21 protein-coding genes are annotated in these 23,443 nt (G+C 64.1%); 11 read left to right on the plus strand and 10 right to left on the minus strand.

Translation table 11 applies throughout. The features are described from left to right. Nucleotides 1-72 precede the first annotated feature (72 nt). The 3 genes from glf to HDC95_RS01860 are packed head-to-tail and all read left to right on the plus strand — an operon-like array spanning nucleotide 73 to nucleotide 2,760. Entirely contained in the window at nucleotides 73-1,209 is a 1,137-nt protein-coding gene (glf, locus tag HDC95_RS01850) for a UDP-galactopyranose mutase (protein ID WP_259061477.1), read from the plus strand. Between the two features lie 10 nt (nucleotides 1,210-1,219). Next, a complete protein-coding gene (locus HDC95_RS01855) occupies nucleotides 1,220-2,020 on the plus strand; it encodes an ABC transporter permease (protein ID WP_259061478.1) in 801 nt (266 codons plus the stop codon). Beyond that, nucleotides 2,020-2,760, plus strand: a complete 741-nt coding sequence (locus HDC95_RS01860) for an ABC transporter ATP-binding protein (RefSeq protein WP_259061479.1) — start codon at nucleotides 2,020-2,022, stop codon at nucleotides 2,758-2,760. Before HDC95_RS01855 ends, HDC95_RS01860 begins: the two co-directional genes overlap by 1 nt. Nucleotides 2,761-2,769: 9 nt before the next feature. On the opposite strand, the gene HDC95_RS01865 is transcribed toward HDC95_RS01860, so the two are convergent. The 4 genes from HDC95_RS01865 to HDC95_RS01880 are packed head-to-tail and all read right to left on the minus strand — an operon-like array spanning nucleotide 2,770 to nucleotide 6,612. Further along, on the minus strand, nucleotides 2,770-3,612 hold the full coding sequence (locus HDC95_RS01865) for a glycosyltransferase family protein (protein WP_259061480.1): 843 nt from the start codon (nucleotides 3,610-3,612) through the stop codon (nucleotides 2,770-2,772). Further along, nucleotides 3,498-4,622: a DegT/DnrJ/EryC1/StrS aminotransferase family protein gene (locus HDC95_RS01870; protein WP_259061481.1), complete on the minus strand. Its 1,125-nt coding sequence runs from the start codon at nucleotides 4,620-4,622 to the stop codon at nucleotides 3,498-3,500. Before HDC95_RS01870 ends, HDC95_RS01865 begins: the two co-directional genes overlap by 115 nt. 2 nt (nucleotides 4,623-4,624) lie before the next feature. Next, on the minus strand, nucleotides 4,625-5,614 hold the full coding sequence (gene pseB / locus HDC95_RS01875) for a UDP-N-acetylglucosamine 4,6-dehydratase (inverting) (protein ID WP_259061482.1): 990 nt from the start codon (nucleotides 5,612-5,614) through the stop codon (nucleotides 4,625-4,627). A gap of 17 nt (nucleotides 5,615-5,631) precedes the next feature. Further along, nucleotides 5,632-6,612 (minus strand): hypothetical protein, encoded by a 981-nt coding sequence (locus HDC95_RS01880; protein WP_259061483.1) that lies wholly within the window; start codon nucleotides 6,610-6,612, stop codon nucleotides 5,632-5,634. On the opposite strand from HDC95_RS01880, the gene HDC95_RS16870 reads away from it, so the two are divergent. Further along, nucleotides 6,562-7,185 carry a GNAT family N-acetyltransferase gene (locus tag HDC95_RS16870; RefSeq protein ID WP_396652665.1) on the plus strand — a complete coding sequence of 208 codons (624 nt, stop codon included), beginning with the start codon at nucleotides 6,562-6,564 and terminating at the stop codon, nucleotides 7,183-7,185. The genes HDC95_RS01880 and HDC95_RS16870 overlap by 51 nt on opposite strands. 10 nt (nucleotides 7,186-7,195) lie before the next feature. Here the strand turns inward: HDC95_RS16870 and pseI are convergent, their stop codons facing one another. After that, nucleotides 7,196-8,248: a pseudaminic acid synthase gene (gene pseI, locus HDC95_RS01885; RefSeq protein WP_259061484.1), complete on the minus strand. Its 1,053-nt coding sequence runs from the start codon at nucleotides 8,246-8,248 to the stop codon at nucleotides 7,196-7,198. A gap of 70 nt (nucleotides 8,249-8,318) precedes the next feature. On the opposite strand from pseI, the gene HDC95_RS01890 reads away from it, so the two are divergent. Beyond that, the gene (locus tag HDC95_RS01890) at nucleotides 8,319-9,023 is read left to right on the plus strand and encodes a glycosyltransferase family 29 protein (protein ID WP_259061485.1); all 705 of its coding nucleotides are present in this window, start codon (nucleotides 8,319-8,321) and stop codon (nucleotides 9,021-9,023) included. 24 nt (nucleotides 9,024-9,047) lie between these two features. Next, entirely contained in the window at nucleotides 9,048-9,419 is a 372-nt protein-coding gene (locus HDC95_RS01895; protein WP_259061486.1) for a hypothetical protein, read from the plus strand. 13 nt (nucleotides 9,420-9,432) lie between these two features. On the opposite strand, the gene HDC95_RS01900 is transcribed toward HDC95_RS01895, so the two are convergent. The 5 genes from HDC95_RS01900 to HDC95_RS01920 form a co-directional block, all read right to left on the minus strand. Continuing rightward, complete coding sequence (locus tag HDC95_RS01900; RefSeq protein WP_259061487.1) at nucleotides 9,433-10,008, minus strand: hypothetical protein; 576 nt, start codon at nucleotides 10,006-10,008, stop codon at nucleotides 9,433-9,435. After that, nucleotides 10,008-10,970: a glycosyltransferase family 2 protein gene (locus HDC95_RS01905; protein WP_259061488.1), complete on the minus strand. Its 963-nt coding sequence runs from the start codon at nucleotides 10,968-10,970 to the stop codon at nucleotides 10,008-10,010. Before HDC95_RS01905 ends, HDC95_RS01900 begins: the two co-directional genes overlap by 1 nt. Then, complete coding sequence (locus tag HDC95_RS01910) at nucleotides 10,967-12,784, minus strand: glycosyltransferase (RefSeq protein WP_259061489.1); 1,818 nt, start codon at nucleotides 12,782-12,784, stop codon at nucleotides 10,967-10,969. Before HDC95_RS01910 ends, HDC95_RS01905 begins: the two co-directional genes overlap by 4 nt. Before the next feature lie 231 nt (nucleotides 12,785-13,015). Then, a complete protein-coding gene (locus HDC95_RS01915) occupies nucleotides 13,016-14,317 on the minus strand; it encodes an O-antigen ligase (RefSeq protein WP_259061490.1) in 1,302 nt (433 codons plus the stop codon). Further along, on the minus strand, nucleotides 14,314-15,735 hold the full coding sequence (locus HDC95_RS01920) for an O-antigen ligase family protein (protein WP_259061491.1): 1,422 nt from the start codon (nucleotides 15,733-15,735) through the stop codon (nucleotides 14,314-14,316). The genes HDC95_RS01915 and HDC95_RS01920 overlap by 4 nt, the downstream gene beginning before the upstream one ends. A 68-nt stretch (nucleotides 15,736-15,803) precedes the next feature. Between HDC95_RS01920 and manA the strand changes: the two genes are divergently transcribed. From manA to HDC95_RS01945, 5 genes are all read left to right on the plus strand, one after another. Then, nucleotides 15,804-16,922: a mannose-6-phosphate isomerase, class I gene (gene manA / locus HDC95_RS01925; protein WP_259061492.1), complete on the plus strand. Its 1,119-nt coding sequence runs from the start codon at nucleotides 15,804-15,806 to the stop codon at nucleotides 16,920-16,922. A 67-nt stretch (nucleotides 16,923-16,989) separates the two neighbouring features. Further along, complete coding sequence (locus HDC95_RS01930; protein WP_259061493.1) at nucleotides 16,990-18,345, plus strand: HNH endonuclease signature motif containing protein; 1,356 nt, start codon at nucleotides 16,990-16,992, stop codon at nucleotides 18,343-18,345. A gap of 240 nt (nucleotides 18,346-18,585) precedes the next feature. After that, nucleotides 18,586-18,903, plus strand: coding sequence for a WhiB family transcriptional regulator (locus tag HDC95_RS01935; protein ID WP_259061494.1), 318 nt, complete (start codon nucleotides 18,586-18,588; stop codon nucleotides 18,901-18,903). A gap of 74 nt (nucleotides 18,904-18,977) precedes the next feature. Next, nucleotides 18,978-22,058, plus strand: coding sequence for a glycosyltransferase (locus HDC95_RS01940; RefSeq protein ID WP_259061495.1), 3,081 nt, complete (start codon nucleotides 18,978-18,980; stop codon nucleotides 22,056-22,058). After that, nucleotides 22,055-23,443 carry a DUF5719 family protein gene (locus HDC95_RS01945; RefSeq protein WP_259061496.1) on the plus strand — a complete coding sequence of 463 codons (1,389 nt, stop codon included), beginning with the start codon at nucleotides 22,055-22,057 and terminating at the stop codon, nucleotides 23,441-23,443. Before HDC95_RS01940 ends, HDC95_RS01945 begins: the two co-directional genes overlap by 4 nt.

Consider the following 23,443-nt stretch of genomic DNA (forward strand, 5'->3'; position numbering starts at 1 on the left):
GGCCTCGCGCCGCACAGTACAATCACAGGGGCGCGCAGCGCCAGTACGCCCTGAAGGGCAGAAAGCAGCAACATGGATCTTTTCGTCGTAGGCTCGGGTTTCTTCGGCCTCACCATCGCTGAGCGCGCCGCGGATGCCGGCCGCAAGGTCACCGTCATCGAACGCCGCCCGCACATCGGCGGGAACGCCTACAGCGAGGCGGATCCCGAGACCGGGATCGAGGTGCATCGTTACGGCGCGCACCTCTTCCACACCTCGAACGCGACGGTCTGGGAGTACGTCAATCGCTTCACGACGTTCACGAACTACGTGCACCGGGTCTACACGAACCACAAGAGCGTCGTGTACCCCATGCCGGTGAACCTCGGCACGATCAACCAGTTCTTCCAGGCCGCGTACTCGCCCGACGAGGCTCGCGCACTCATCAAGGAGCAGGCGGGGGAGTACGACGTCAAGTCGGCCCAGAACTTCGAGGAGAAGGGCATCGCTCTCGTCGGGCGCCCTCTGTTCGAGGCGTTCTTCCGTGACTACACCGCCAAGCAGTGGCAGACGGATCCGCACAAGCTCTCCGGCGATATCGTCAGTCGCCTCCCTGTGCGCTACAACTACGACAACCGTTACTTCAGCGACACGTGGGAGGGCCTGCCCGCCGACGGCTACACCGCGTGGCTGGAGCGGATGGCCGATCACCCCAACATTGAGGTGAAGCTCGACGTCGACTTCTTCGACGAGTCACAGCCGTTGAATCGCAAGGCCTTGGTCGGACAGGTGCCGATCGTCTACACCGGTCCCGTCGACCGCTACTTCGACTACGCCGAGGGCGAGCTCAGCTGGCGCACGCTCGACTTCGAACGCGAGGTGCTGAACATCGGCGACTTCCAGGGCACTCCCGTCATGAACTACCCGGACATGGATGTCCCGTTCACGCGGATACACGAGTTCAAGCACTTCCACCCGGAGCGCAAGGACATCTACCCGGATGACAAGACGGTCATCATGCGCGAGTACTCCCGCTTCGCGGACAAGGCTGACGAACCGTACTACCCGGTCAACACGCCCGCAGACCGCGAAGGACTGCTCTCGTATCGCGAGCTGCAGAAGGGTGAGAAGGACGTTCACTTCGGAGGACGCCTCGGCACCTACCAGTACCTCGACATGCACATGGCGATCGGCTCGGCGTTGACCATGTGGAACAACACACTCGCCTAAACTCGGAATCGTGAGTCACGCTGCTGTCGGGGCGCCGGGTACGCCCCGGCGATATCTGCATTCGCTGTGGCTGCTGTCCGCGCGTGACCTGAAGGTCCGCTATGCCACCAGTTGGCTCGGCTACCTGTGGTCGGTGCTAGATCCTCTCGTGATGAGTGCGATCTACTGGTTCGTGTTCACTCAGGTGTTCAACCGGAGCAGCATCGGTGAACAGCCGTACATCGTCTTCCTCATCCTCGCGCTGTTGCCGTGGGTGTGGTTCAACACGTCAGTCTCAGACTTCACTCGTGCCTTCCGCAAGGATGCCAGACTCGTGCGCTCGACCTCGATCCCACGCTCGATCTGGGTCAATCGCATCGTGCTGAGCAAGGGGATGGAGTTCCTCTTCTCCATCCCCGTGCTCGCCATGTTCATCATCTTCAACGCGGACAAGATCACCATCGGCTGGTCGCTGCTGTGGTTCCCCGTCGCCATCTTTCTGCAGATGGTGTTGCTCGTGGGCCTCGGCCTGCTCGTCGCACCGCTGTGTGTGCTCTACGCCGACCTGGAGCGCACCACCGCATTGATCCTCCGAGCGCTGTTCTACGCGTCCCCTGTGATCTACAGCGTCAATGACCTGCCGGCTCCGTTCGATACGATCGGCGCGTTCAACCCGCTTGCCGGCATCTTCACGCTGTACCGCGTCGGCTTCTTCCCTGACCAGTGGCACACCACGACGATCCTGATCAGCGTTGTCATGACGATCGGCATCTTCCTGCTCGGGCTGTGGGTGTTCCGCTCTCTCGAGCGTTCCGTGCTGAAGGAGCTGTGATGGTTGCTGCGATCGAGGTCAACGGACTGGGTGTGCGCTTTCGCCGCAACCGGCGCGGCCGCCGCAATTTCAAAGATCTGTTCGCCAACGCTTCACGCCGCAAGTCGTCCGGCGAATTCTGGGCTCTACGAGATGTCTCGTTCACGGTCCAACCGGGGGAGTCGATCGGCGTAGTCGGGCGCAACGGGCAGGGAAAGTCCACGCTGCTCCGTCTCGTCGCGAAGGTGCTCCTCCCTGATGAGGGCTCGGTCACTGTCAACGGTGGCGTCGCGCCACTCATCGAGATCACCGGTGGCTTCGTCGGCGACCTCACCGTGCGGGAGAATGTACGCCTGACCGCGGGTCTGCATGGCATGTCGAAAGCCGAGGTCAGCCGACGCTACGACGACATCATCGTATTCGCGGAACTCGAGGACTTCCAGGACGCGCCCTACAAGCATCTCTCGAATGGCATGAAGGTGCGTCTCGCGTTCTCCGTGGTCTCGCAGCTCGACGAGCCGATCCTGCTCGTCGATGAGGTGCTCGCCGTCGGTGACAAGGCCTTTCGTGACAAGTGCTACAAACGCATCGATGAGCTACTCGCCGAGGGGCGCACGCTGTTCTTCGTCAGCCACAACGAACGAGACCTGCGGCGTTTCTGCACCCGTGGCCTTTATCTCAACAAGGGCACACTGGTGCTGGATGGCGGCATCAACGAGGTGCTGGACCGATACAACAAGGACTCGACACCGGCGGCGTAGTCAGTAGCTTTACTGTCCGAGCTTCTTCTGCTCGACATGTGCATTGATCTGAACAAGTTCGGGATGAGCATCTAGGACTCTGATGATCTGCTCCGCGCTAAGTTCGTGCGCCCGGTGCTCTGTGATCAAGCGCCGGATCAGTGTCAGATCCTCTGAAGTGTCAAGTGTGATCCGGTACGCGGACGCGTCATGCTCGCGTCGAACGCTGTGCAGAGTCGTGTGACCGGATCGATTCGTGTAGATATAAGGTGTCACGTGCTCGCGCTCTGCCGGCGTCGTGGCCCCTTCAGCGGCCTCGCGCAACGACTGCGTGGAGAACACTTCGAAATCGAAGCCACGCGGGTATGTCCGATCCAGCACGTTGGAAACATATGCATGAACATCGTCAACCGACAGATAGCGACGAATACCACGGCCGATGACACTCGGGTCGATCAATGGACAATCAGCCGTCACTCTCACGACGACATCGAGCGAGGAGGCCTCAGCCGCGCCCGCGAATCGCCCGAGGACATCACTCTCGCTTCCGCGGAAGCACTCGACCCGCAGGTCGGCCGCTGCCTGTGCGATGGGGTCGTCGGTAGCGTTGGTCGTGGTGGCGACAACCGTTATGAGGTTAAGTGAGGACAACCGGTGCAGCTGATGGGCGAGCATGGAATGACCGTCCGCGGTGAGCAGCACCTTTCCAGGTAGACGAGTGCTCGTCATCCGGGCCTGCGTGATTATGCCGATCCCGGTCAACGCAGCGCCCTGCCAAGCGTATCGATTACCTGATCGACCTGTGAATCGGTGAGATCCGGGTAAATCGGAAGGGACAGTTCCTCGGAATAGAAGGCTTCGGCATTCGGGCACATCCCTCTCCGGTATCCGGCGTCCGCGTACACAGGGTGCCAGTAGACGGGCATATAGTTCACCTGAACACCGATCCCCTGAAGGCGCATCTTGTCAAAGATCTCGCGCCGTCGTCCATCAAGGATTCGGACGGGATAGAGGTGGCGAACGATATCCACGTCACCGCGTTGCACCGGAAGTCGCACGCCATCCAGCTCTCCGAGCGCTCGATCGTATCGTCGTGTGATCTCCGCACGGCGTCGCTTGAACTCGTCCAGGCGACGAAGCTGCGCTACGCCGAGTGCGCTGGCGATGTCGGTCAGCCTGTAGTTCACACCGAACTCATGCACTTCTTGATGCCATGCTCCTTCGGAACTGATGCGGAACCGTTTGGGGTCGCGCACCAGCCCGATGGTGTGAAACTCATGCGCACGTCGCGCCAGAACGGGATCCTTGGCTACAACGGCCCCGCCCTCGCCAGTAGTCAGGTTCTTCGTCGGGAAGAACGAGAAGGTGGTGATATCTGCGAGGTCGCCAACCGGACGCCCCTTGTAGAAGCTGCCGATCGAGTGCGCGGCATCGTCGAGTACTCGCGCACCGACTCTGGAAGCGGACGCAGAAAGCCGGTCGTAGTCTGCAGGATGTCCCGCATAATCCACCGCCGCGATCACCTTCGTCCGTTCGTCGAGGACAGCATCGACCGCGTTCGGATCGATCAGGGCAGTGTCCTCTTCGACATCCGCGAAGTCGATCGTCGCTCCGAGGATCGAGGCCATCGACGTGGTTGCGACGAAAGTCATCGGGGTCGAGACGACTCGGTCACCGGTAGAAACCCCGAGAGCGGCGTAGGCGGCGTGCAGCGCCGCGGTGCCGGATGTCGTCGTGACAGCCCGATGGCCACCGGCTATCTCAGCGATTCTAGCCTCGAACATCGCGACCGCTGGCCCGGTAGTGAGCCAGTCGCCGCGGAGGACTTCGATGACCGCCGCGATGTCGCTTTCAGAGATGGATTGCCGGCCATAGGGCAACATCGTCAGATGCCAGCCTTGATGATGTCGGCGATCTGCTCGCGGGTGTACCACTGATCGTTGCTGTCCGAGCGATATGCGAACCCCTCCGGCACACGACTGGCGTCGCTGGGAATGGCATAGCCCCACGACGCGAGGTCAGGCTGGATGATGAAGTAGTCGCCGTTCTGCACGATGACCGCTCGTCGACCCTCCTCAGGGCTGATCATCTCCTCGTGTAGCTTCTCTCCTGGACGGAGCCCGACATCGACGAGTTCTGCATCTGGGGCGACCGCGCGCGCAAGGTCGGTGACTTTCATGGAAGGAATGCGCGGCACGAGCAGCTCTCCGCCCTGCATGAGGTCGAAAGTGTCGATGACCATGCGAACGGCCTGAGGGAGTGTGATGAAGAACCGCGTGCAACGGAGGTCAGTGATCGGTAGGGGCTCGCCAGCCGCTCCGAGCTTCTCGAAGAAAGGAATCACGGAACCGCGAGACCCCATCACATTTCCGTAGCGAACCACTGCGAATCGCGTGTCATACGCAGCGGCATAGTGATTGCCTGTGATGAAGAGCTTGTCGGCGGTCAGTTTCGTCGCACCGTACAGGTTGATGGGGCTCGATGCCTTGTCCGTGGACAACGCGACGACCTTCTTCACACCCGCGTCTATCGACGCCTCGATGACGTTCTGGCTGCCGAGGATGTTCGTCTTGACGAACTCGAATGGGTTGTACTCGGCCGTATCCACTTGCTTCAACGCGGCGGCATGCACGACGTAATCGACCCCGTGCAATGCCCGCGCGAGGCGACGTTCATCGCGAATGTCGCCGATGAACCACCGCAGTCGAGGGTCATTCTGAAACTGCTGGCGCACTTCGTACTGTTTCAGCTCGTCGCGGGAGAAGACCACCAGGCGCCGGGGCGCCAGGTGCTTCAGTGCATAGTCGATGAAGGCTTTGCCGAACGAGCCGGTGCCGCCTGTGACGAGGATGTTCGAACCCTCAAGAATCGACACTCTGTCTCCCTCAACCGTCATGCGATGTGTGCGCTTTCCTGCTTGCGCCGCAGATCTATCCTATCGTTGGGCAGATGAAGGATCGGCGAGTGCTTCTGCACTGCAACGCGGGCGCTGACGTCGGAATGGGGCATCTCATGAGGTGCCTTGGGCTGGCGCAGATGGCGGTATCTCGGGGATGGCATGCGAGTCTGATCGGCGACCTCGACGATCCAGCGGCGTCCCTTCTCGCACGCTTGTGCCCAGAAGTCGAGATCGTCCGTACGAGCGCACGGACTCTGGAAGATGACATTCGTGCAGCGCTCGCTGCTGGCGTTGACGTGCTTCACCTGGATTCGTACGACGACTTCCCATCCATCGTGGACAACGAAGTCCTGGTGAGCAACATGCAGGACGGTCCCTATGGTGTGCGACCCGCAGACCTCGCGATCGACTCGAACTTGGGCGCAGAACGCGCCTTCTCCCGACCGTCTCTGAGTATCGCTCATCTCGTCGGCGTCGACTTTGCCGTCGTTCGTCGTCAGGTACTGAGTTCTCGTGACGCTGAGAAGTCCGCCGGCTCCAGGCCGAGGGTACTCGTCGTCATGGGTGGAACGGACCCTCACAGACTGACCCCACGCGTGATTCGTTCGCTCGGTCGGGTTTCCTTCCCACTGGATGTGACGGTCGTTGCAGTCGGGGCAGGCGCAAGCGTTGCAGAAGCTGCAGTCGAATCGCGGCAGAACGTCGAGATCGTCGACTTCGTCGAGGATCTGCCTGCTCTCGCGCGTCAGCATGACTTGGTGATCAGCGCTGCCGGAACTTCGGTCTGGGACTTCGCCTGTATGGGGTTGCCGATGGCGTTGATCTGCGTGGCGGACAACCAGCGCGGGGGCTACGAAGCCGTGATAGGCGCCGGTCTCGCGATCGGCCTCGGGCTTCCGCCGCATCACGACCTCGACGATCGTGTGGGTGACTTGGCGACGTTCTTGGCGGACTCTGAAGGGCTTGATCAGCAAGGTCGCCTGCTCCGAGAAGCGCTGGACGGGAGAGGTGCTTGGCGCATCGTCTCAGCGTGGGAGCAACTGCTAGACACAGCCCAAGAGCCGACTGAGCGAACATCGAAGCCCTTCGCCGTTCGCCCAGCCGAAATCGGAGACGCGCGACTGTTGTTCGACTGGCGTAACGATGAGAGTGCGAGACGTCAGTCTCGGACGCGTGAGGCGCTTGAGTGGGATACTCATCGCTCCTGGTTGCAGGAGGCGATCACCGACCCTCATCGGAAGTTGCTCATCGTGGAGTCGGAGAACGAGCCGATCGCCACCGTCCGGTGGGATCGTCGAGCGCCGATCGACTGGGAAGTCTCGGTCACGATCGCGCCCCAGCACCGCCGGAAGGGATACGGTCGTCGCGTGCTTTCGGAGGCAGAGGCGGCGTTGACGTTCGATCCTCCGCTCCGGATGGTTGCTGACATCCACATCGACAACGGTGCATCAAGACGCCTCTTTAGCGCCGCCGGTTATCTTCCGCAGGCGCCGCCAGATGCGGACGGATTCGAGCGTCGTGCGAAGTGGCGACTTCCCACTGGATGAGCTCTGGTAGTCAGAGCAGATCCCAGGTCAAAGCTGTACCCCGTTGAACGTCGCGCGTGAACATGCGCCCTTCGATGAGCGCAAAGCTATCGGCCGACAAACCGCCCGCAGGACGAATCGAGCGAACATTTTCAGAGGTCACGGCATCCCCGGCCGTCACATCTGCAACCACGTACAGTGAACGTCGCAATGCGAGGACGGTCTGCTCATCCGTTGTGGGGCCGAACCTCACCCCGCTGTCGACTGCCACACGCGCTTGCTCTGCAGCGACGACGAGAGCGCTGAACTCACTCGGAGTCAAGGAGAAATCTGCATCCACTCCGCCATCGCTGCGGTCAAGGGTCACGTGTTTCTCAATCGCGACGGCGCCGAGCGCAGCAGCGGCGACCGAGACACCGATCCCGAGCGTGTGATCGGAGAGGCCCACTGGTACGTCGAAGGCGTCCCGCAACACTTGGATGTTTCCCAGCCGTGCCTCTTCTGGCTGCGCAGGGTACGCGGCAGTGCAGGCCAAGAGCACGAGTTGTGTGCCGCCAGCGTCCCGGATTGCGCTGACGGCTGCGTCTATCTCAGACAACGACGCCATTCCTGTCGAGACGATCATCGGCTTTCCTGTTCGGGCAACCTCACGCAGTAGCGGCACATCAACGATCTCTGCGGAAGCGGTCTTGTACATCTCGACTCCCAGGCCCTCGAGCAGCTCGATCGAGGTGGGGTCGAACGGCGTCGAGAAGGGGATCAGTCCATGGCTGCGAGCACGGGCGAAGATCGCGTCGTGCCACTCCCACGGCATGTGCGCTTCTTCGTACAGGGAGTACAGGTTCCGACCGCCCCACAATCCATGCTCGCCGGCGACACGGAATGCTGGCGCATCGGAATCAATCGTGAGGGTGTCCGGCGTGTATGTCTGGATCTTCAGCGCGTTAGCGCCCGTCGTTGCAACCGCGTCCACGATGCGGAGTGCGCGGTCGAGATTCCCGTTGTGATTGCCGGACATTTCGGCGATTGTGAAGACCGGCTGCCCGCGTCCGATGGACGCGTTGGAGAGAGAGATAGTGCGCATAGAGTTCACGACTACAACACTAGACGCGCCGTCTACGGCGGGGGAGCGCCGTGCTCTAAGCTGAGAAGCTATGCGAACTTCTGAAGAACTCCTCGAAGGCGAGGATTCGGCGGCGGCGGCGGCGGAACGGACGTTCTACGACTCAATCCGACCTCTTGCCCTGACGTATGCGTCAGCTGAGCCGGTCCGCCGGATAGCTGTAGTGGGAAATCAACCGTTGGCGGCGTCTGCCCAACGGGCGGCGACCATCGACAATGCCGACGTCGTGTTCAGAGTGAACGGCTTCCGGGTGGACGACGTAGATGCTCCGCCAGCGGTCGGCAAGCGGGCGGACATCGTCGTTTTCAACCGTGGAGTTCGCCCCACACCCTGGTTCTTTCACGAGTACGGCGACCGCTTGTACCTCATGATTGAGCCGGGTCGGTTGTTGTTTGAAAACCCGAAACTACCCGAGTTCTGGCCGAGAGATCTCGGATGCCTGACCATCCCGAATCGTGAAGTGGTGCTCCCCTTGGGCAGGGCGATGGGACTCGATCCGCGCACTGGTGGGCAATGGGCGACGACTGGGACGGTAATGCTTTGGATTGCCACACGGTTGTTCCCCGACGCGCACGTGGATATCGCGGGCTTCTCGTTCATCGATGAGCCTGAACAGACGGCGTGGAACCACGCATACGGAGACTCGTCCCCAGTGGGGATCGAACACGTGATCGAACTCGAATCCAGGCTTGTGAAGTCGTGGGTTGATTCCGGTCGCATTGAATATCATCGTTGAATCACCCGAGTGATTGAGGAATTAATGCTGAATCGACTCCGTCGCCGCTTCGACGATGCCGTTTACCGCCGGGTGGACGCCAGGTTCGACGAGAGGTTCAACCTGCGGTCCGAGGAACTTTTTGCACGCCTGGAACAAGCCCAGAAGGACTATGAGGCCCGCCTTGATGGCAGCAAAGCGGATTTCTCATTCCTCCGGTCCGAATTCGACCGGATCGCACCGCAAGTCGCGGCTCTCGAGCAGCGCTTCGAATGGGTGCGACTACAGCTTGGTGATGCCGCGAGGGACGATGCTGACGCACTCGTGCAGGCCCGTCTTGAGCATGAGCGGGCACGCTTGCGGCTGGAGCTCGCTGCGCATTACGAAGAGCGGCTGCGTCGCCTGGAAGCTCGATAGACCGCTCTCGCGATTACTCGCCCAGTAGGCCCCGAAGTGCTGCCACCTTCTCGCTGGCGACAGAGGTTCCTGGCGATCCGCCGTCGGCGGCGTCGGTGCGCATTCTCTGAAGCTCCGCCGCATATTCGTCGACGCCTGCCACCCAGTCAGGCGCGATCGAAGACGGGGCTTGTGCGTCGGAAAGCCGCTGCGCATCCTGGAGGAGCTGATCGATCAGCCCTACAGTGTCGGACCCGCTCGTTCCTGCAACGAACCCCAGTCCGGTGTCCGCGTCGCTCAGCAGGTTGCTCACTTTCTCGCGAAACGTGCCTAGGTCCGGATCCGGTGGTGCGGGTGCTTCAGTGACGGGCGTCGTCGGTGTCGGCTCAGCAGTCGCGGGTGCCGAAGGCGACGGGGCCGACGTTGAAGATGGAGACGGGCTGGCTGTCGCTCCAGGAGCAGCATCCTGGCGCGGCAGGAACAAGAAAAGCAGCGCTGCGACGATCGCCACCGCGATGCTCGACAAGACGACGATCAACCACACGCGTCCCTTGTTGCTCTTCTTCTCTTCGGGGAAGATCCACTCGGCCCGGGGCTGCTCGTCGCTCATCAGTTCTCCAATGCAGGCATGGGCGCCCAGGTGCGGTCGCGACCGATCTTCCCGCCGTCGCGGATGCCGCGGAACAGGTTGCTGGTGCCGCGCACCGTGCGCTCGACGAAGAGCAGCCGGATGAGCTCCTTGAAGAACGTCGCGGTCGTACCCAGGCCGAACAGCACGGGGTTATATGTATCGTGCACGCGGTAGTACTGCTTCAGGTACGCTCGATTGCGCATTATGTAGTAACGGTAGGCGTTGCTCGAAGCGTTCATATGGCGAACGCCCATGTCCCACTGCTTGATCTCGCGGGTGCGGCGCAGCACGAACTCATTAACGATCACTGCGGTGGTCAGCCGTGAAGCGAGCCACCCGTACATCTGGTCATCCCAGTAGATGAAGAAGCGATGATCGGGGAGCCCGATCTGCTTCACGATCGAGCGGTGGATGAACATGCCCTCGAAGCATCCGCTGTTCATCTCCTTGAATCCCGACGCGTCGAACCCGGCCGGCGCGAACGGGATCGGAATGCCCATCCGTTCGGCGATCCGGTACTGCCAGTAGAACTCACTGCCGTCGTAGTCGTATCTACGTCCCTGGATGCTCTTGAACCGCGGCGTCCATTTGCCCATGCGCGCAAGGCCGTCGGGGAGCACCTCGACGTCGTCGTCCATCATCCAGATCCACTCGGACCCGAGTTCGTAGGCCGTGCGCATGCCCTCGCTGAAGCCGCCGGAGCCACCGGTATTCGTCTCGAGCTTGCGGTAGACGATTTCCGTGCCGACGCGTTCGCGGAACGAATCCACGACCTCTGTGGTGTCGTCGGCCGAGGCGTTGTCGATGATCACGACGTGCCCTGGCTTCGGATTCATCCCGGTAATGCTTTCAAGCAGGCGGGTGAGCAGATGCGAGCGGTTGTATGTGACGATGACGATCGTCGCCGACGCGGGGTCGAATGCAGCGGGCGCCGCGGTCATGCCTTCTCCTCGAAGATCTGCTGCCAGGATTGGGGGGACACGAGTTCCGGGAGCGCGTGCCGATACTGCTCCTGCAGTTCCGGCCAGCGGCGCTTGAGCTCTGCGTGCAGACGCATCGTCTCACGCAGCATTGATCGGTACTTTGCGCGGTCACGCGTATATACGTTCTTGCCCGATCCGTCGGCGGCGCTGACCAGCGCACTGTCAAAGTGAGGCACTCGCCACCAGTATGCGTCTTCCTTGCCGAACTCTACCTGAGGCTGATCGATGTTGGACGCGCTCGGTCCGCGCAACCAGTGAGACAAGAGCGCGGAAAGGGTGAACCAGCGAAGACGCAGCCCGCTCGGGCCGTCGGTCGGCTTCTGCGGCTCGAACACCTGCCGGCCATGGCGTGACCGCAAGACAGTCGAGGGGTCTCGATGCACCGTAGTTTCGGGGAACTTCGCGGCTAGCGCGCGGGCCGAGGGCATGGCTGTCAAGAGGTTCTGACGCATATGCTCCGGGCCCGACAGCACGTCGCGAAGTGCACGAGCGCGAAGGGCGACGGGGTAGTACTGCATCATCATGAGGTGCTTGAGATCGACACGTCGGCTATGTGTTAGCAGTCGGCCCCCGCGTGGAATATTCGAGTGCAAGAGCCCAGCCACAATACGGTTGCGCGCATGGAAGTACGCTTGCCAATCGATCGTGTCGTCCTTGTTGACCCATGAGACATGCCACAGGGCGACGCCCGGCATCGAGACCGTGGGGAATCCAGCCTTGCTGGCACGGAGGCAGAACTCCGCGTCATCCCACTTGATGAAAGCCGGCAGAGGTAGACCCAGCTGTCGGATCGCATCGAGCGGGATCAAGCACATCCACCAGCCGTTGTAATCGGCGTCCATCCGCATGTGAAGCAGCGTCGATTGACGCAGATTCGATTTACCGAAGTCGTGAGGCATCTTCTCCTGATAGAGACCGCGCCACATGAACGGCGCCTCGTCGACAACCTCTGCCCATCCGTGCAACTTGGAACGATCGAGCAAATCGAACATGTGACCGCCCACCAGCAAGGGATCTGTCGCATACTGGCCGAAGACGATCGAACGTCGTAGTGACTCCGGCTCGAGCCGTACGTCGTCGTCGAGCAGTTGCACGAAGTCGTTTCCCGACCGCTGCAGAGTCTCGTACATTGCTCGCGCGAAACCGCCGGAGCCACCTAGGTTCGGCTGGTGGATCAACTGCAGCGTGTCGCCGAGGTCGTCCGAGACCTGGGCATAGCCTTCCTGCTCGGCCACGAGCTGGGTGCCCTGATCGATGAGGAAGATTCGGTCGACGAACTCAAGAGCTTCAGGCCAAGCTGCCAGCGTTCGCAGCGTTTCGATACAGTAATCCGGTTTGTTGAAGGTCGTGATGCCGAGCGATGCCTTGCCTGCGCGCGTCGGTTCCTGTTCAGTAGTCCACTCTGCGCCTTCAAGGACAGCGGTTTGCGAATCGGCGACGATGTCGAACCAGATCCAGCCGCCGTCGCTGTATTGAGTCAGAGCAAGATCGAATGACGTCTCCGCGTCGCCGACCACCTCGCACGTGTCGACGCGCTGGCGCACGCCCGATCCATTCGAGCGATACACGAGAATTGTTGCCGAACCGGTCGTTCGAACCGTCAACCGTATTCGGCGAACGCTTGTCCAGTGCTGCCAGTATGACGCCGGGAATGCGTTGAAATATGTGCCAAACGAGTCGCGCTGACCGGCGACGATACGTGCACTGTGTCGGCTCAAGATATTGCCCAGGTGCGCACGATTGGAGACACGTACCGGCTTTTCGTCGATCACAGACCATGTCTCCGGATCGACATACAGCGGTAGGAGGTCGGGGTCGCGGTCGAGAGGGAAGACGACGTGCTGTAGAACGTTGGTCACGGGCGAGATCTCCGGGATTGCTTCGCCCCGCCCGGATGGGCGCTCGGCTGGTTCAGCGGGCACCGAGTAGCCTACCTTCCGGTCATGTGGAACGACGCAGAGCGCGCCCATCCGACCGTGCAACGGCCTCGATTCAGTGCCGGGTCACTCCTGCGGCCGCAGCGTAGGGATGACCCCCGTGTTCGCTGCGTCGATGTTCTCGCGCCATGACCGCGACTGCCCCGCGCGGAGCGCACACAGCACGAGCATAAACCATCCGGCGCCCGCGAGCGTGAAGCTCTCGAAAATCGAGTCCACGGCGAGGGTCACGAGCACGAGAGGCGTCCAGGCGTATACGACGGAGTGCCGCACGCTGGCCACCAGCCACGATCTGATCAGAGCGACACCGCCCAGGATCAGGAACAGGATCAATCCGGCGATTCCCAGCTGCAGCAGCACATCGAAGAAGGCATTCAACGCCGTCTCATGCTGGTCGTCGAGCAGGTAGTTGATGTAGGTGAACGGATACTCGCCGCGCTGCCAAGCACCGAACCACCCCCATCCCTGCATGGGCCTGATCGCCACGAAGTCGAGGATCTGGTTCCACAGATCGGCGCGGATCGAGAAATCGGATCCTGCGCCCATCCAGGCGATAATCGGATGCCGGAACGCGAAGGCCACCGCGAGCGACGTGACCGCCAGGGCCCCCAGCATCCACTGCACGAGGTTGCGATGCGCGGCAGGCGCGTGGCGCACGATCGTCAGTGCGGCAGTCACCACGCCGACGGCGACGGCCAGCACCAGCACGGTCGGCGACGCCGAGACCAGAGCGAGGAAACCTGCGAGAGCGATCGATGGAATCGCGATGGGGGCGATGACGGACTGCGTGCGCCACTCGATGAAGAAGGTTATGAGCGCGATCACCGCGATGAAGCCGAGCATGTTGCGGGTGCCGAAGATGCCCGGCACCGGCCCGCCGAGCGCCAGATTCCCCTCGATCTGGAGGAAAGCGATCGGCACGTCGATCAGGATTCCGGAGAGCACCTCCATTCCGAGGGAGACGAGCAGCAGCGCCCGCAGAGTGTCGCCGATCGCGCGGACGGTCTGCAGAGTGTCGCGGATATGGCCGATCGTGATCGCCAGGATCGCGAAGCCGAACGTCCATGCCCAGCCGACCAGCGTGTCCGACCCATCCGTCGTCCAGAACACGCTGGCGAGGGCGAGCGCGAGGAACGCGAACAGTGAAGAGGGTGCGATTCGCAGCAGCGAGAGCTCCTCGCGCCGCACGAACAGGATCGCGACGCCCAGTACGCACAGCAGCGCGATGATCGTGGCGTAGGTGGTCGTCGACGTCATGCGCTCGATCATGAACGAGCCGAACGTGGCGGTGAGCGCCGCCAGCGTGTAGGCGCGCGCCATCTCGACAGAGCCGAGCAGCCGGCCGAATCGCTCCTGGGTGGGGGTCACGGGATGCGCCGGGCCCTGCTGCCACGCTCAGTGACGCGGGACTGCTCGTCGAGACCGACGCCGACCAGCGGCACCGACTTGATCTTGAACGAGAACAGCACCAGCATCAGCCATCCCCAGAGCATGATCGGAGTGGACTCGGCGAGTCCCTGGACGAGCAGGATGACGGTGAACAGCAGCGGCAGCAGCGTCAGAGGCGAGTACGGGCGGTCAGCGCGGAGATTCCAGCGCGGTCGATCAGCAGCGAAGAACCACGCGCGCCACAGCAGGCCGAAGTATGCGGCGGCCATCAGCACGACGCCGACCGCACCGAGCTGCAGCAGAACGTCGAGCCACATGTTGTGGGCGTGGAACACGGTGATGCCGTGGTCGGTGATCCAGCCGTCGAACGCCGGGTCGGAAGGAATCCACGGGCTGGAGAATCCGTTGCCGAACACGGGGTGAGTGCCGGCGCGTTCGAGCACCTTCGTCCAGATCTTGTCGGTGCGGCCGGTGAGGTCGGCGCTGCGCCCGAGCGCTTCGAACAGCGGCCGGTGGAAGACGATCACTGTGGTGACGACGACAGCGACGGCCCCGCCGCAGATCGCGTAGATCCGGGCGCGCGCGCCGGGTGTGGGCGCCCGGCGGATCAGCAGTGCCACCATCAGCACGACGGCGGCGGCGAGCGCGCAGACATAAGTGGTCGCGGAAGACGCCCTGAACATCAGATAGGCCGCCAGCAGCATCCACATCACGAGGGTGGTGCGCCAGCGCGCGCGCAGTGCGAAGCGCACACCGAAGGTCACGATCGCGAACAGGCTGATGATCGCGAGCACATTCGAGTTGCCGACGATGCCCTGGATGCGCCCGCCGTCGAAGAGGTTGTCCCGCACCCAGTACCAGTGCGGGTCGACCTCACCGTCGGGGAGCGTGAGGAAGTTCGGCAGCAGCGGTGCGTGCACCACCAGCGACACCCACAACTCGAGCGCGAGCGACAGGCCGAGGATCCATTTGAACGCGGACGCGAGCGCGCGCACGATCTCCTGCCAGCTGAAGGCGTGCGAGATCAGCAGGGCGTTCACGGTGACGGCAGCCAGCAGCAGCCAGGTGATGATCGTTGGCAGTCGCCATTGCGACCACGCCACGGATACCAATGCGAGGGCCACATATCCGAGCGCAGACCACGGGAGGCGCCGCCACGGGAACGGATGTGGTTCGGCGCGCGCGATCATCGGTATCCCGATCGCGAGAGCCGCCAGCGTGAGCACGATCATCACGGCACCGGCGCCGTTCACTCCGACGAGGTTGTACAGCGCGGTGTGGGCGAAGGCGACGATGAAGACGAGAATGACGTAGCCGCGCAACAGAAGATGCCCCGTCGACTCGCGATCCGGCGCGGTGGGCGGGGCTTTCACTGGATGCTTCGTGTACTGCGCCATCGGTTTCAGGCTACCGCCCCGACACCGTCAGATCGCTGCGCCACGGCTCGGATCGATAGGCTGGCCTCATGCTTCTGAGTCTGTCGAATGCCCCTCGTGACTATGCCTGGGGGTCCACCTCGCTCCTCGCCGATCTGGAGGGACGGGAATCCACCGGCGCGCCCGAAGCCGAGGTGTGGTTCGGTGACCACCCCGGTGACCCCGCCGAGGTGGCTGACGGATCGACGCTCGACGTCGTGACCGGCGGCACGCTTCCTTACCTGCTCAAGCTGCTCGCCGCCGGCTCTCCGCTCTCGATCCAGGTGCACCCGACCATCGCGCAGGCGCGAGACGGCTGGAGCAGGGAGCAGTCGCTCGACGCGGACGACCCGGCCCGCAACTACCGCGATGCGAACCACAAGCCTGAGCTCATCGTCGCCCTCAGCGACCGTTTCGAAGCGCTCGGCGGGCTGCGACCCGTCGCCGACACCCTCCGCCTGCTTGCCTCGCTGGGCGAGTCGTCCGGCGTGCGTGCCCTCCGTGAGCATCTTGAGGGCGGCAGCGACGAGGACGTGCTGAGGGATGCTGTGGGGTGGCTGCTTTCCGGCGATGCACAGGCCGAGGTCGACGAGATCATCGCCGCGCTCGCCGGGGCGTCGTCGGAGGAGTTCGCCGCAGAGCTCTCGGCAGTGCGAGCGATAGCCGACCGCTACCCAGGTGACCCCGGCGTCGTCGTAGCGCTGCTGATGAACTACATCGTGCTCGGCCGCGGCGAGGCGATCTTCTTGCGTGCAGGTCTCCTGCACGCCTATGTCTCCGGTCTGGGCGTGGAGATCATGGCAGCCAGCGACAACGTGCTTCGTGGAGGGCTGACGCCCAAGCACATCGATGTGCCTGAACTGCTCTCGGTGCTCGATACAGCGCCCGCCGCCGTGCCGGTGCTGGCGCCGTCTTCCGAGGCAGTGACCGAGTATCCGGTCGACGTTCCCGACTTCGCGCTGCGACGCGTCGTGCTCGACGGCGCGCCGATGTCGCTGGATGTGTCCGGTCCGGCGATGGTGCTCGCCACCGGGGGAGAGATCGCCGTCAAGGGCGCGGATGGCGCGGCCTTGGCCGTGCCGGTCGGATCAGCGGTCTTCGCGACCGACGAGACTTCCCTGCAGCTGAACGGTACGGGCGAGGCGTTCATCGCACAGTCAGGCATCTGACATTTGCTCGAATAAAAGTTCGAGCAAACTCTGGACAAGTATCGTTTATATGTACTACTCTGGAGTCATGTCAACGTTGACTACCTCGACCCCGCCGGACACGGCGTCAGGACGCATGGCCGCGTGGCTGGAGATCCAGGCAGAGAAGGCGCGAATTCACGCACGCGAGGCCGCGCTCCTTCACGATGCCTTCGCCGAAGCGTTGGACGAACGCGAGAAGCGCACGGGTGCCGAAGACATGCGCGACATCCCCGTGCGCTCACTCGTGGCGGAGTTCAGTGCAGCGGGGAGGATCTCTTCTCGCACGATGGAATCGGCGATGTGGAACGGGTACGCGCTGGTGGCGAAGTTCCCCGTGACGTTCCAGGCACTGGAGAGCGCGCAGATCAGTCCCACCCACGCGCGCATCATCACCGACGCCGGGGCTCAGATCTCGGATCAGACGGATCGGTTCGCGTACGAGATCGCCGCGGTGGACTATGCATCAGGAGAGAGCCCGAACCGGGTCAGGTCTGTGGCGCGGATGCTGGCGGCCAAGCACGGAGGTGTCACTGCTGCTGAGAGAAGGAAGAAGGGGCACGACGCGCGCCGTGTCTGGGTGGACGACTTCGATGACGGTCAGGCAGAGCTGCACATCATGACTTCCTCGGTGCTCGCGCATGCCGCGCTGGACCGCGCGAGCAGGCTCGCGCGTCTCGCGAGGGATCCGAACTCCTCCGAGATCCGCGCCTGCCTGGGTGATGCGGAGAAGGAACCGATCACGTGGGAAGACGTGTCGCTGATCCCAGAAGACCTCGTCCACGATGCAGAAGATGGGGTAAGTGCGCCCCATGACGACCCGCGCACGATGGATCAGGCGCGAGCCGACGTCATGATGGATCTGCTGCTCGCAGCATCTGCCGAGACGGTGGCCGCCGCAGGTGCCGAAGCGATACGGGGTCACATCCAGGTGACGATTCCCGCAGCGGCACTGGCGGGTGCTTCCGATGCTCCCGCCGATCTGCCAGGCTGCGGTCCGGTTGATGCCGACCTCATCCGAGAGATCGCGAGCGTCGCGCCGGGCTGGGATCGCCTGTACCTCGACGGATGCTCCGGCATCGTGATGGCGACGGACCGCTACCGACCCACCGCCGAGATGCGCCGATATCTCAGAGCACGAGACGGCCGCTGCCGCTTTCCGGGCTGCGCCGGTTCGGTGCGGCGATGCGATCTCGATCACACTCGCGAGCACAGCAGAGGCGGGCCGACGTCGTGCGGAAACCTCAGTCACCTGTGCCGGCGACATCATTCGCTGAAGCATCCGGACGTCGATGCGAAGTATCGATGGGCGGCCCGACAGCTTTCCGGCGGACGGATCGAGTGGACCAGTCCGCACGGCGACGTCTTCATCGATCACCCGCAGACCCACGTGCAGTTCTCCTGACATCCCCTCCTTGGCAACCTGCAGTTCACGCTGGCAACCCTGCGGTTCACTCGACGATTCGACACGCCCGGATGGCCGCAGCGCTGAGTCCCGCCTGACACGACACGCCGTAGACACGCCGTGAACCTTCAATCGCCGATTGAGGCTTTAGTATCTGCGACTTGACCGCAGCGAATGACACGGGTGTAATTAGTTCAGCAAGGCCCGGTGGGGGGCATTCTGAAGGGCAAGGAGAGCGACATGACGGGTTACCGTTCCGACGTTCCCGAGAACTGGTTTGTTGATCCGGTCAATCTCGGGGTCCCCGGGGTCAGGCGAGTCGAGCCTGATGACGATGGCACCCTCGCTTGGCAGACGGATGCTCTCTGCTCCCAGACCGACCCTGAAGCATTCTTCCCCGAAAAGGGCGGTTCGACCCGTGATGCGAAGCGGATCTGCTCGTCGTGCGACGTGCGGGGCGAATGCCTCGAGTATGCACTGAACAACGACGAGCGCTTCGGCATCTGGGGCGGTCTGAGCGAGCGCGAACGCCGCAAGCTCAAGCGACACGTCGGCTGATCCTGCATAGCTTGGCAGGCTCGCCGGGCGCGATGACGATCGTCGGCGAACTCAGCGCATAGGCTGACCAGGCCATGCCTACCCCAGTTCATGCCATCATCGTTGCGCGCCCCGGCTCTTCCGCGCGTGCGCAGCTGCTGCGAACGCTTGACGCCCTGACTCTTCAGACCCGACGCGCCGATGCGATCACCCTCGTCGTGTGTGGCGACGGCTCTGACGTGCGCGCCAGCGACGTCGTCGCAGGCCTTGTCGAGGGCATCATTCAAGCCCGCGGCGGAACCTCGTACGCGGACGCCGTGGAGCTTGCCCTCCCGAGGGTCGCCGACGGTGCCGCGATGTGGCTGCTCGCCCAGGACACCGCGCCGCATCCGCAGGCGCTCGCGCAGCTCGCCGGTGCACTGGAGCGCTCGCCATCCGCGGCCCTTGCGGCCCCGAAGCTCGTGAATGCTGACAACGAGCGCGAGCTAGTCTCTCTCGGGGTGACCATGACCACGCTCGGCCGCTCGGTCGAGCTGGCGGCAGGCGAGCTCGATCAGGGTCAGCACGACAGGAACGACGACGCTCTCGGCGCCGACATCCGCGGCATCCTGGTCCGCAGCGAAATGCGGGATCGACTGCGGCCAGACCCCGCGCTCGCCGGCGCCGATGAAGGACTCGACCTCGGAGTGCGCGCGCGTCTCGCCGGTGCGCGTGTGGTGCTCGCCCCGAGCGCACGCGTGTCCGTGAGCCCGGACGGCGCGGCAGCACTCCCGCGAAACGCATCTCAGCGTGCCTACGCCACACGACTCGCACAGCTGCACCGGCGCCTCTCCTACGCGCCGGCAGCCGCGGTGCCGCTGCACTGGCTCTCGCTGCTGCCGCTCGCGCTGTGGCGCACAATCGTGCATCTGATCGGCAAACGTCCGGCATCCGTGTTCCCTGAATGGGGAGCGGCGGTCATGGCGATGGTGCGTGTCGGCGCCGTGGCGCGGTCGCGGCAGAGCATCCGGTCCTCTCGCACGGCGAACTGGTCCAGCATCGCGCCGCTGCGCATCACGCGCGCGCAGCTTCATCGGCGCCTCGACGACGGCCACGGCAGCGAAGGCGGCGCCCTCAGCGCCCTGAACTTCTTCTCGGGCGGCGGCGCCTGGGCGGTGCTCGGCGCTCTCGTCGTCGGCGTCGCGTCCTTCTTCACGCTTCTGGCGTGGCCGGCGCTCGGCGGTGGAGCGCTGCTTCCGTTGCGCAACACCGTCGCGGCGCTCTGGGAGGATGCCGCGTGGGGACAGCGCGGCATCGGTGTGGGGATCATCGGTCCCGCAGACCCGTTCTCCGGCGTGGTGGCAGTGCTCGGCACGCTGTGGGCGGGTGCGCCGTCGTTCGCCGTGGTGCTGCTCTGGCTGCTCGCATTGCCTCTCGCCGTGCTCGGCGGATGGTTCGCAGCCACCCGCATCACCGATCGTGGCGGGCTGCGCATCTTCGGTGGCGTCGCATGGGCGCTGGCGCCGACCTTTCTCACGGCCCTGGTGGAAGGGCGCCCGGCCGCTGTGCTCTTGCATCTGCTGCTGCCCTGGCTCTTCCACGCCGCTGTCGTCGCACACCGTTCGTGGGGCGCCGCCGGTGCAGCATCCATCCTTCTCGCCGCCGTGCTGGCCTGTGCGCCGGCTCTCGCCCCTGGCCTCGGACTGCTCTGGGCCGTCGCGCTCGTGATCGTGCTCATCCGCGGGTGGTTCCACGGCGCGGTTCGGTTGCTCTGGCTGCTCGCGCCGACCGCGGTGCTCTTCGCGCCACTCGTGATCTGGCATGTGCGAGGCGGCAACCTCTGGGCGATCTTCGCCGACCCGGGGCTGGTATGGGCGGGCCCTCAGGTCGCCGCGGACAGCGCTGGTCGGATGCTGTTGGCGACAGGCTTCCCCACCGCGGATCTCGCAGGGTGGACCGACGTGATCGCCCCTGCGATCGCGGTGTGGGCACCGCTGCTCATCGCGCCGCTCGTGTTGCTGGCTCTCGCCGCGGCGGTCGCGCCACGGTGGGGCGCGGGCATCACGCTGCTCGTCGTCGCCATGACGGGCCTTGCGACGGCATTCCTCTGCGTCGGGGTGACCGTGAGCTTCTCTCAGGGAGTGCCGGTGGAGATCTGGCCGGGCTCAGGTCTGAGTCTCGCCTGGGTCGGCGTCGTCGGGGCGGCGCTCGTCACGCTCGATACCGCTGTGACGCTTCCACGGCTGCGTGTGGCCGCCGTGACCGTCGCCGGGCTCGCACTCGCCGTATGCGCCGTACCGGCGCTCACAGCACTGCACACCGACCGCACCGTCCTCACGGACGGTCCGGAGAGCACCCTCCCCGCGTTCGTGGCAGCCGAGGCGAAGGGCGATCGCGAGATCGCGACGCTCGTCCTCACCCCGCAGAACGACGGCGGCCTGGCCGCAGAAGTCGTATGGGGTGCGAGCGAAACCCTCGGAGCGCAGACGAGCATGCTCAGCACCGCGACCGAGCCGCAGGGAACCGACATCAGCGCGCTCTCGGTGGATCTGCTTTCGACGCGCACCTTCGACGCACCCGGCGAACTCGCCGCCCACGGCATCCATTTCGTGCTGCTCGACCAGATCGACGCTGAGGAGACCGATGCGGCGCGGGCGTTCCGTGTGGCTGCGGTCACCGCGCTCGACCAGCGCGCAGGATTCGTGAAGGTCGGAGAGACCGACAAGGGCGTTCTGTGGCGCCTCGAAGCCACGCCCTCCGAGCGGGCCTCGCTCAGCAACGTTCAAGAGGGCACAGCCACAGCGGTCACCGCGCTGCAGCTGATCGTGCTGCTCGCCGCGCTCCTGCTGGCCATTCCCACTCGTGCATCGCGACGGGCCGCGCGCGCGCAGTCACGGATCGTCGGACGCTCGCCCGAGGAGCCGATGGTCTTCCCCAGACGTGCGGACGATCGGCTGGATGACGAGCCTCACGATGAGCAGCAGTTCGGTGAAGAGGCCGAAGCGATCGACGGCGAGCACGCTGACGCTGACGAGAACGGTCACGCTGACGAGAACCGTGACGCTGATGAGAACGGTGACGCGGACGAGGGCGATGGAGCGACGGCGCAGCAGTCGGATGCCGCGGAGGAATTCTCCGCGGATATGCCGGATGACTCAGATCGTGAACTGACGACCGACTCCGAGGAGAAGCGATGACTCAGAATCGAGCGATCCGCGTCGTCGCGACAGGTGCCCGTCTCCTGGTCGGAGCCGTCGTCGCTGTCGGCTGTGTCCTGGGAGTCACGGCTGCGGTCGCGCTGCCGTGGCCTGGAATCGTGAACGAACCGGCACAGGTGTCAGTCACGCCCACCACGGGCGACACGACACTCGTGTGCAACGGCGCGTTCCGAGCGATCGGCAGGAACACACAGAACGCCGGCCAGATGTCATCGGCCGGAGGGGCTGCCCTCACCGCCGAGCGCGGCGAGACAGGTGAGGGGACCGAACTCACTGCATCCGATCTCTTCACCGCCGATTTCGGCGGTCCTGCCGCCGGCCCGCTGAAGCTCGTCGGCGCGGCCGAGCGAGGGTCCACCGCGACCATCGCCGCCGCCGAATCGGTCTCCCTGGCTGCCGAAGACCTCTCCGGTCTGGCCGCCAGCGCATGCCGTGAGCCGAGCACCGAGTCGTGGCTCATCGGCGGAACGGTCGAGACCGGCACCAGCGACCTCGTCATCCTGTCCAATCCCGGTGACGTCACGGCCACCGCGACGATCACGGTGTTCGGGATCGAGCAGTCCTCGACGAAGACCCTCGTGCCTGCGGGTACTCAGCTCGCGGTGCCGCTGTCGTCCGTCGCGGCGGGAGTTCAGAAGCCCGTCGTGCGTGTGACCGCCGCCGGCGCCCCGCTGCGTGCCGTGCTGCAGTCGTCGCTCATCCGCACCCTCGATCCGTCCGGAATCGACGTGCAGGACACGGCGGGTGCTCCGCGCACGGAACTCACCTTCGCTGGTGTTCAGGTTCTCACCAAGAGCGCCGATTCAGCCGTCACGGTGCTGCGCCTGATGGCGACAGCCCAGGCCACCCAGGCCACGCTCACGATCCGCCCAGAGGACGGGCCGGCGCAGGAGATCTCCGTGCCGTTGGATGCGACCGTCCCCACAGAAGTGAGTCTGGACGAGCTGGCACCGGGAACGTACACCGTCGATGTCGTGGCCGAGGCGCCCGTCGTCGGGGCGGTGCGGCAGGTCACCGGCATCGGCGCGGGCGCAGACTTCACGTGGATGACACCGGCTCCCGCGCTCTCAGGGGAAGTCGCGTTCGCCGTCCCGAACGGGCCGGACCCGCGCATCCATATCGTCAACCCCGCCGGTACCGAGGCATCCGTCACCCTCACGCCGGTCACCGGCGGCGAAGGCGAGAGCTTCGCCGTGCCGGCGGAGGGATCCATCGTGGTCGACGTGTCCGAGGACACGACGTATTCGCTGACGACCGACACTCCGCTGCATGCCGCGGTCGCACTGGCGGGCACGAACGCGATGGCAGGCTGGCCGATCTGGGCCGGTGCCGCCGCGCAGGACGCCATCACGGTCTACCCCTGA

The sequence above is a fragment of the Microbacterium sp. AK031 genome (genome assembly GCF_024807145.1).
Lineage (GTDB): Bacteria > Actinomycetota > Actinomycetes > Actinomycetales > Microbacteriaceae > Microbacterium.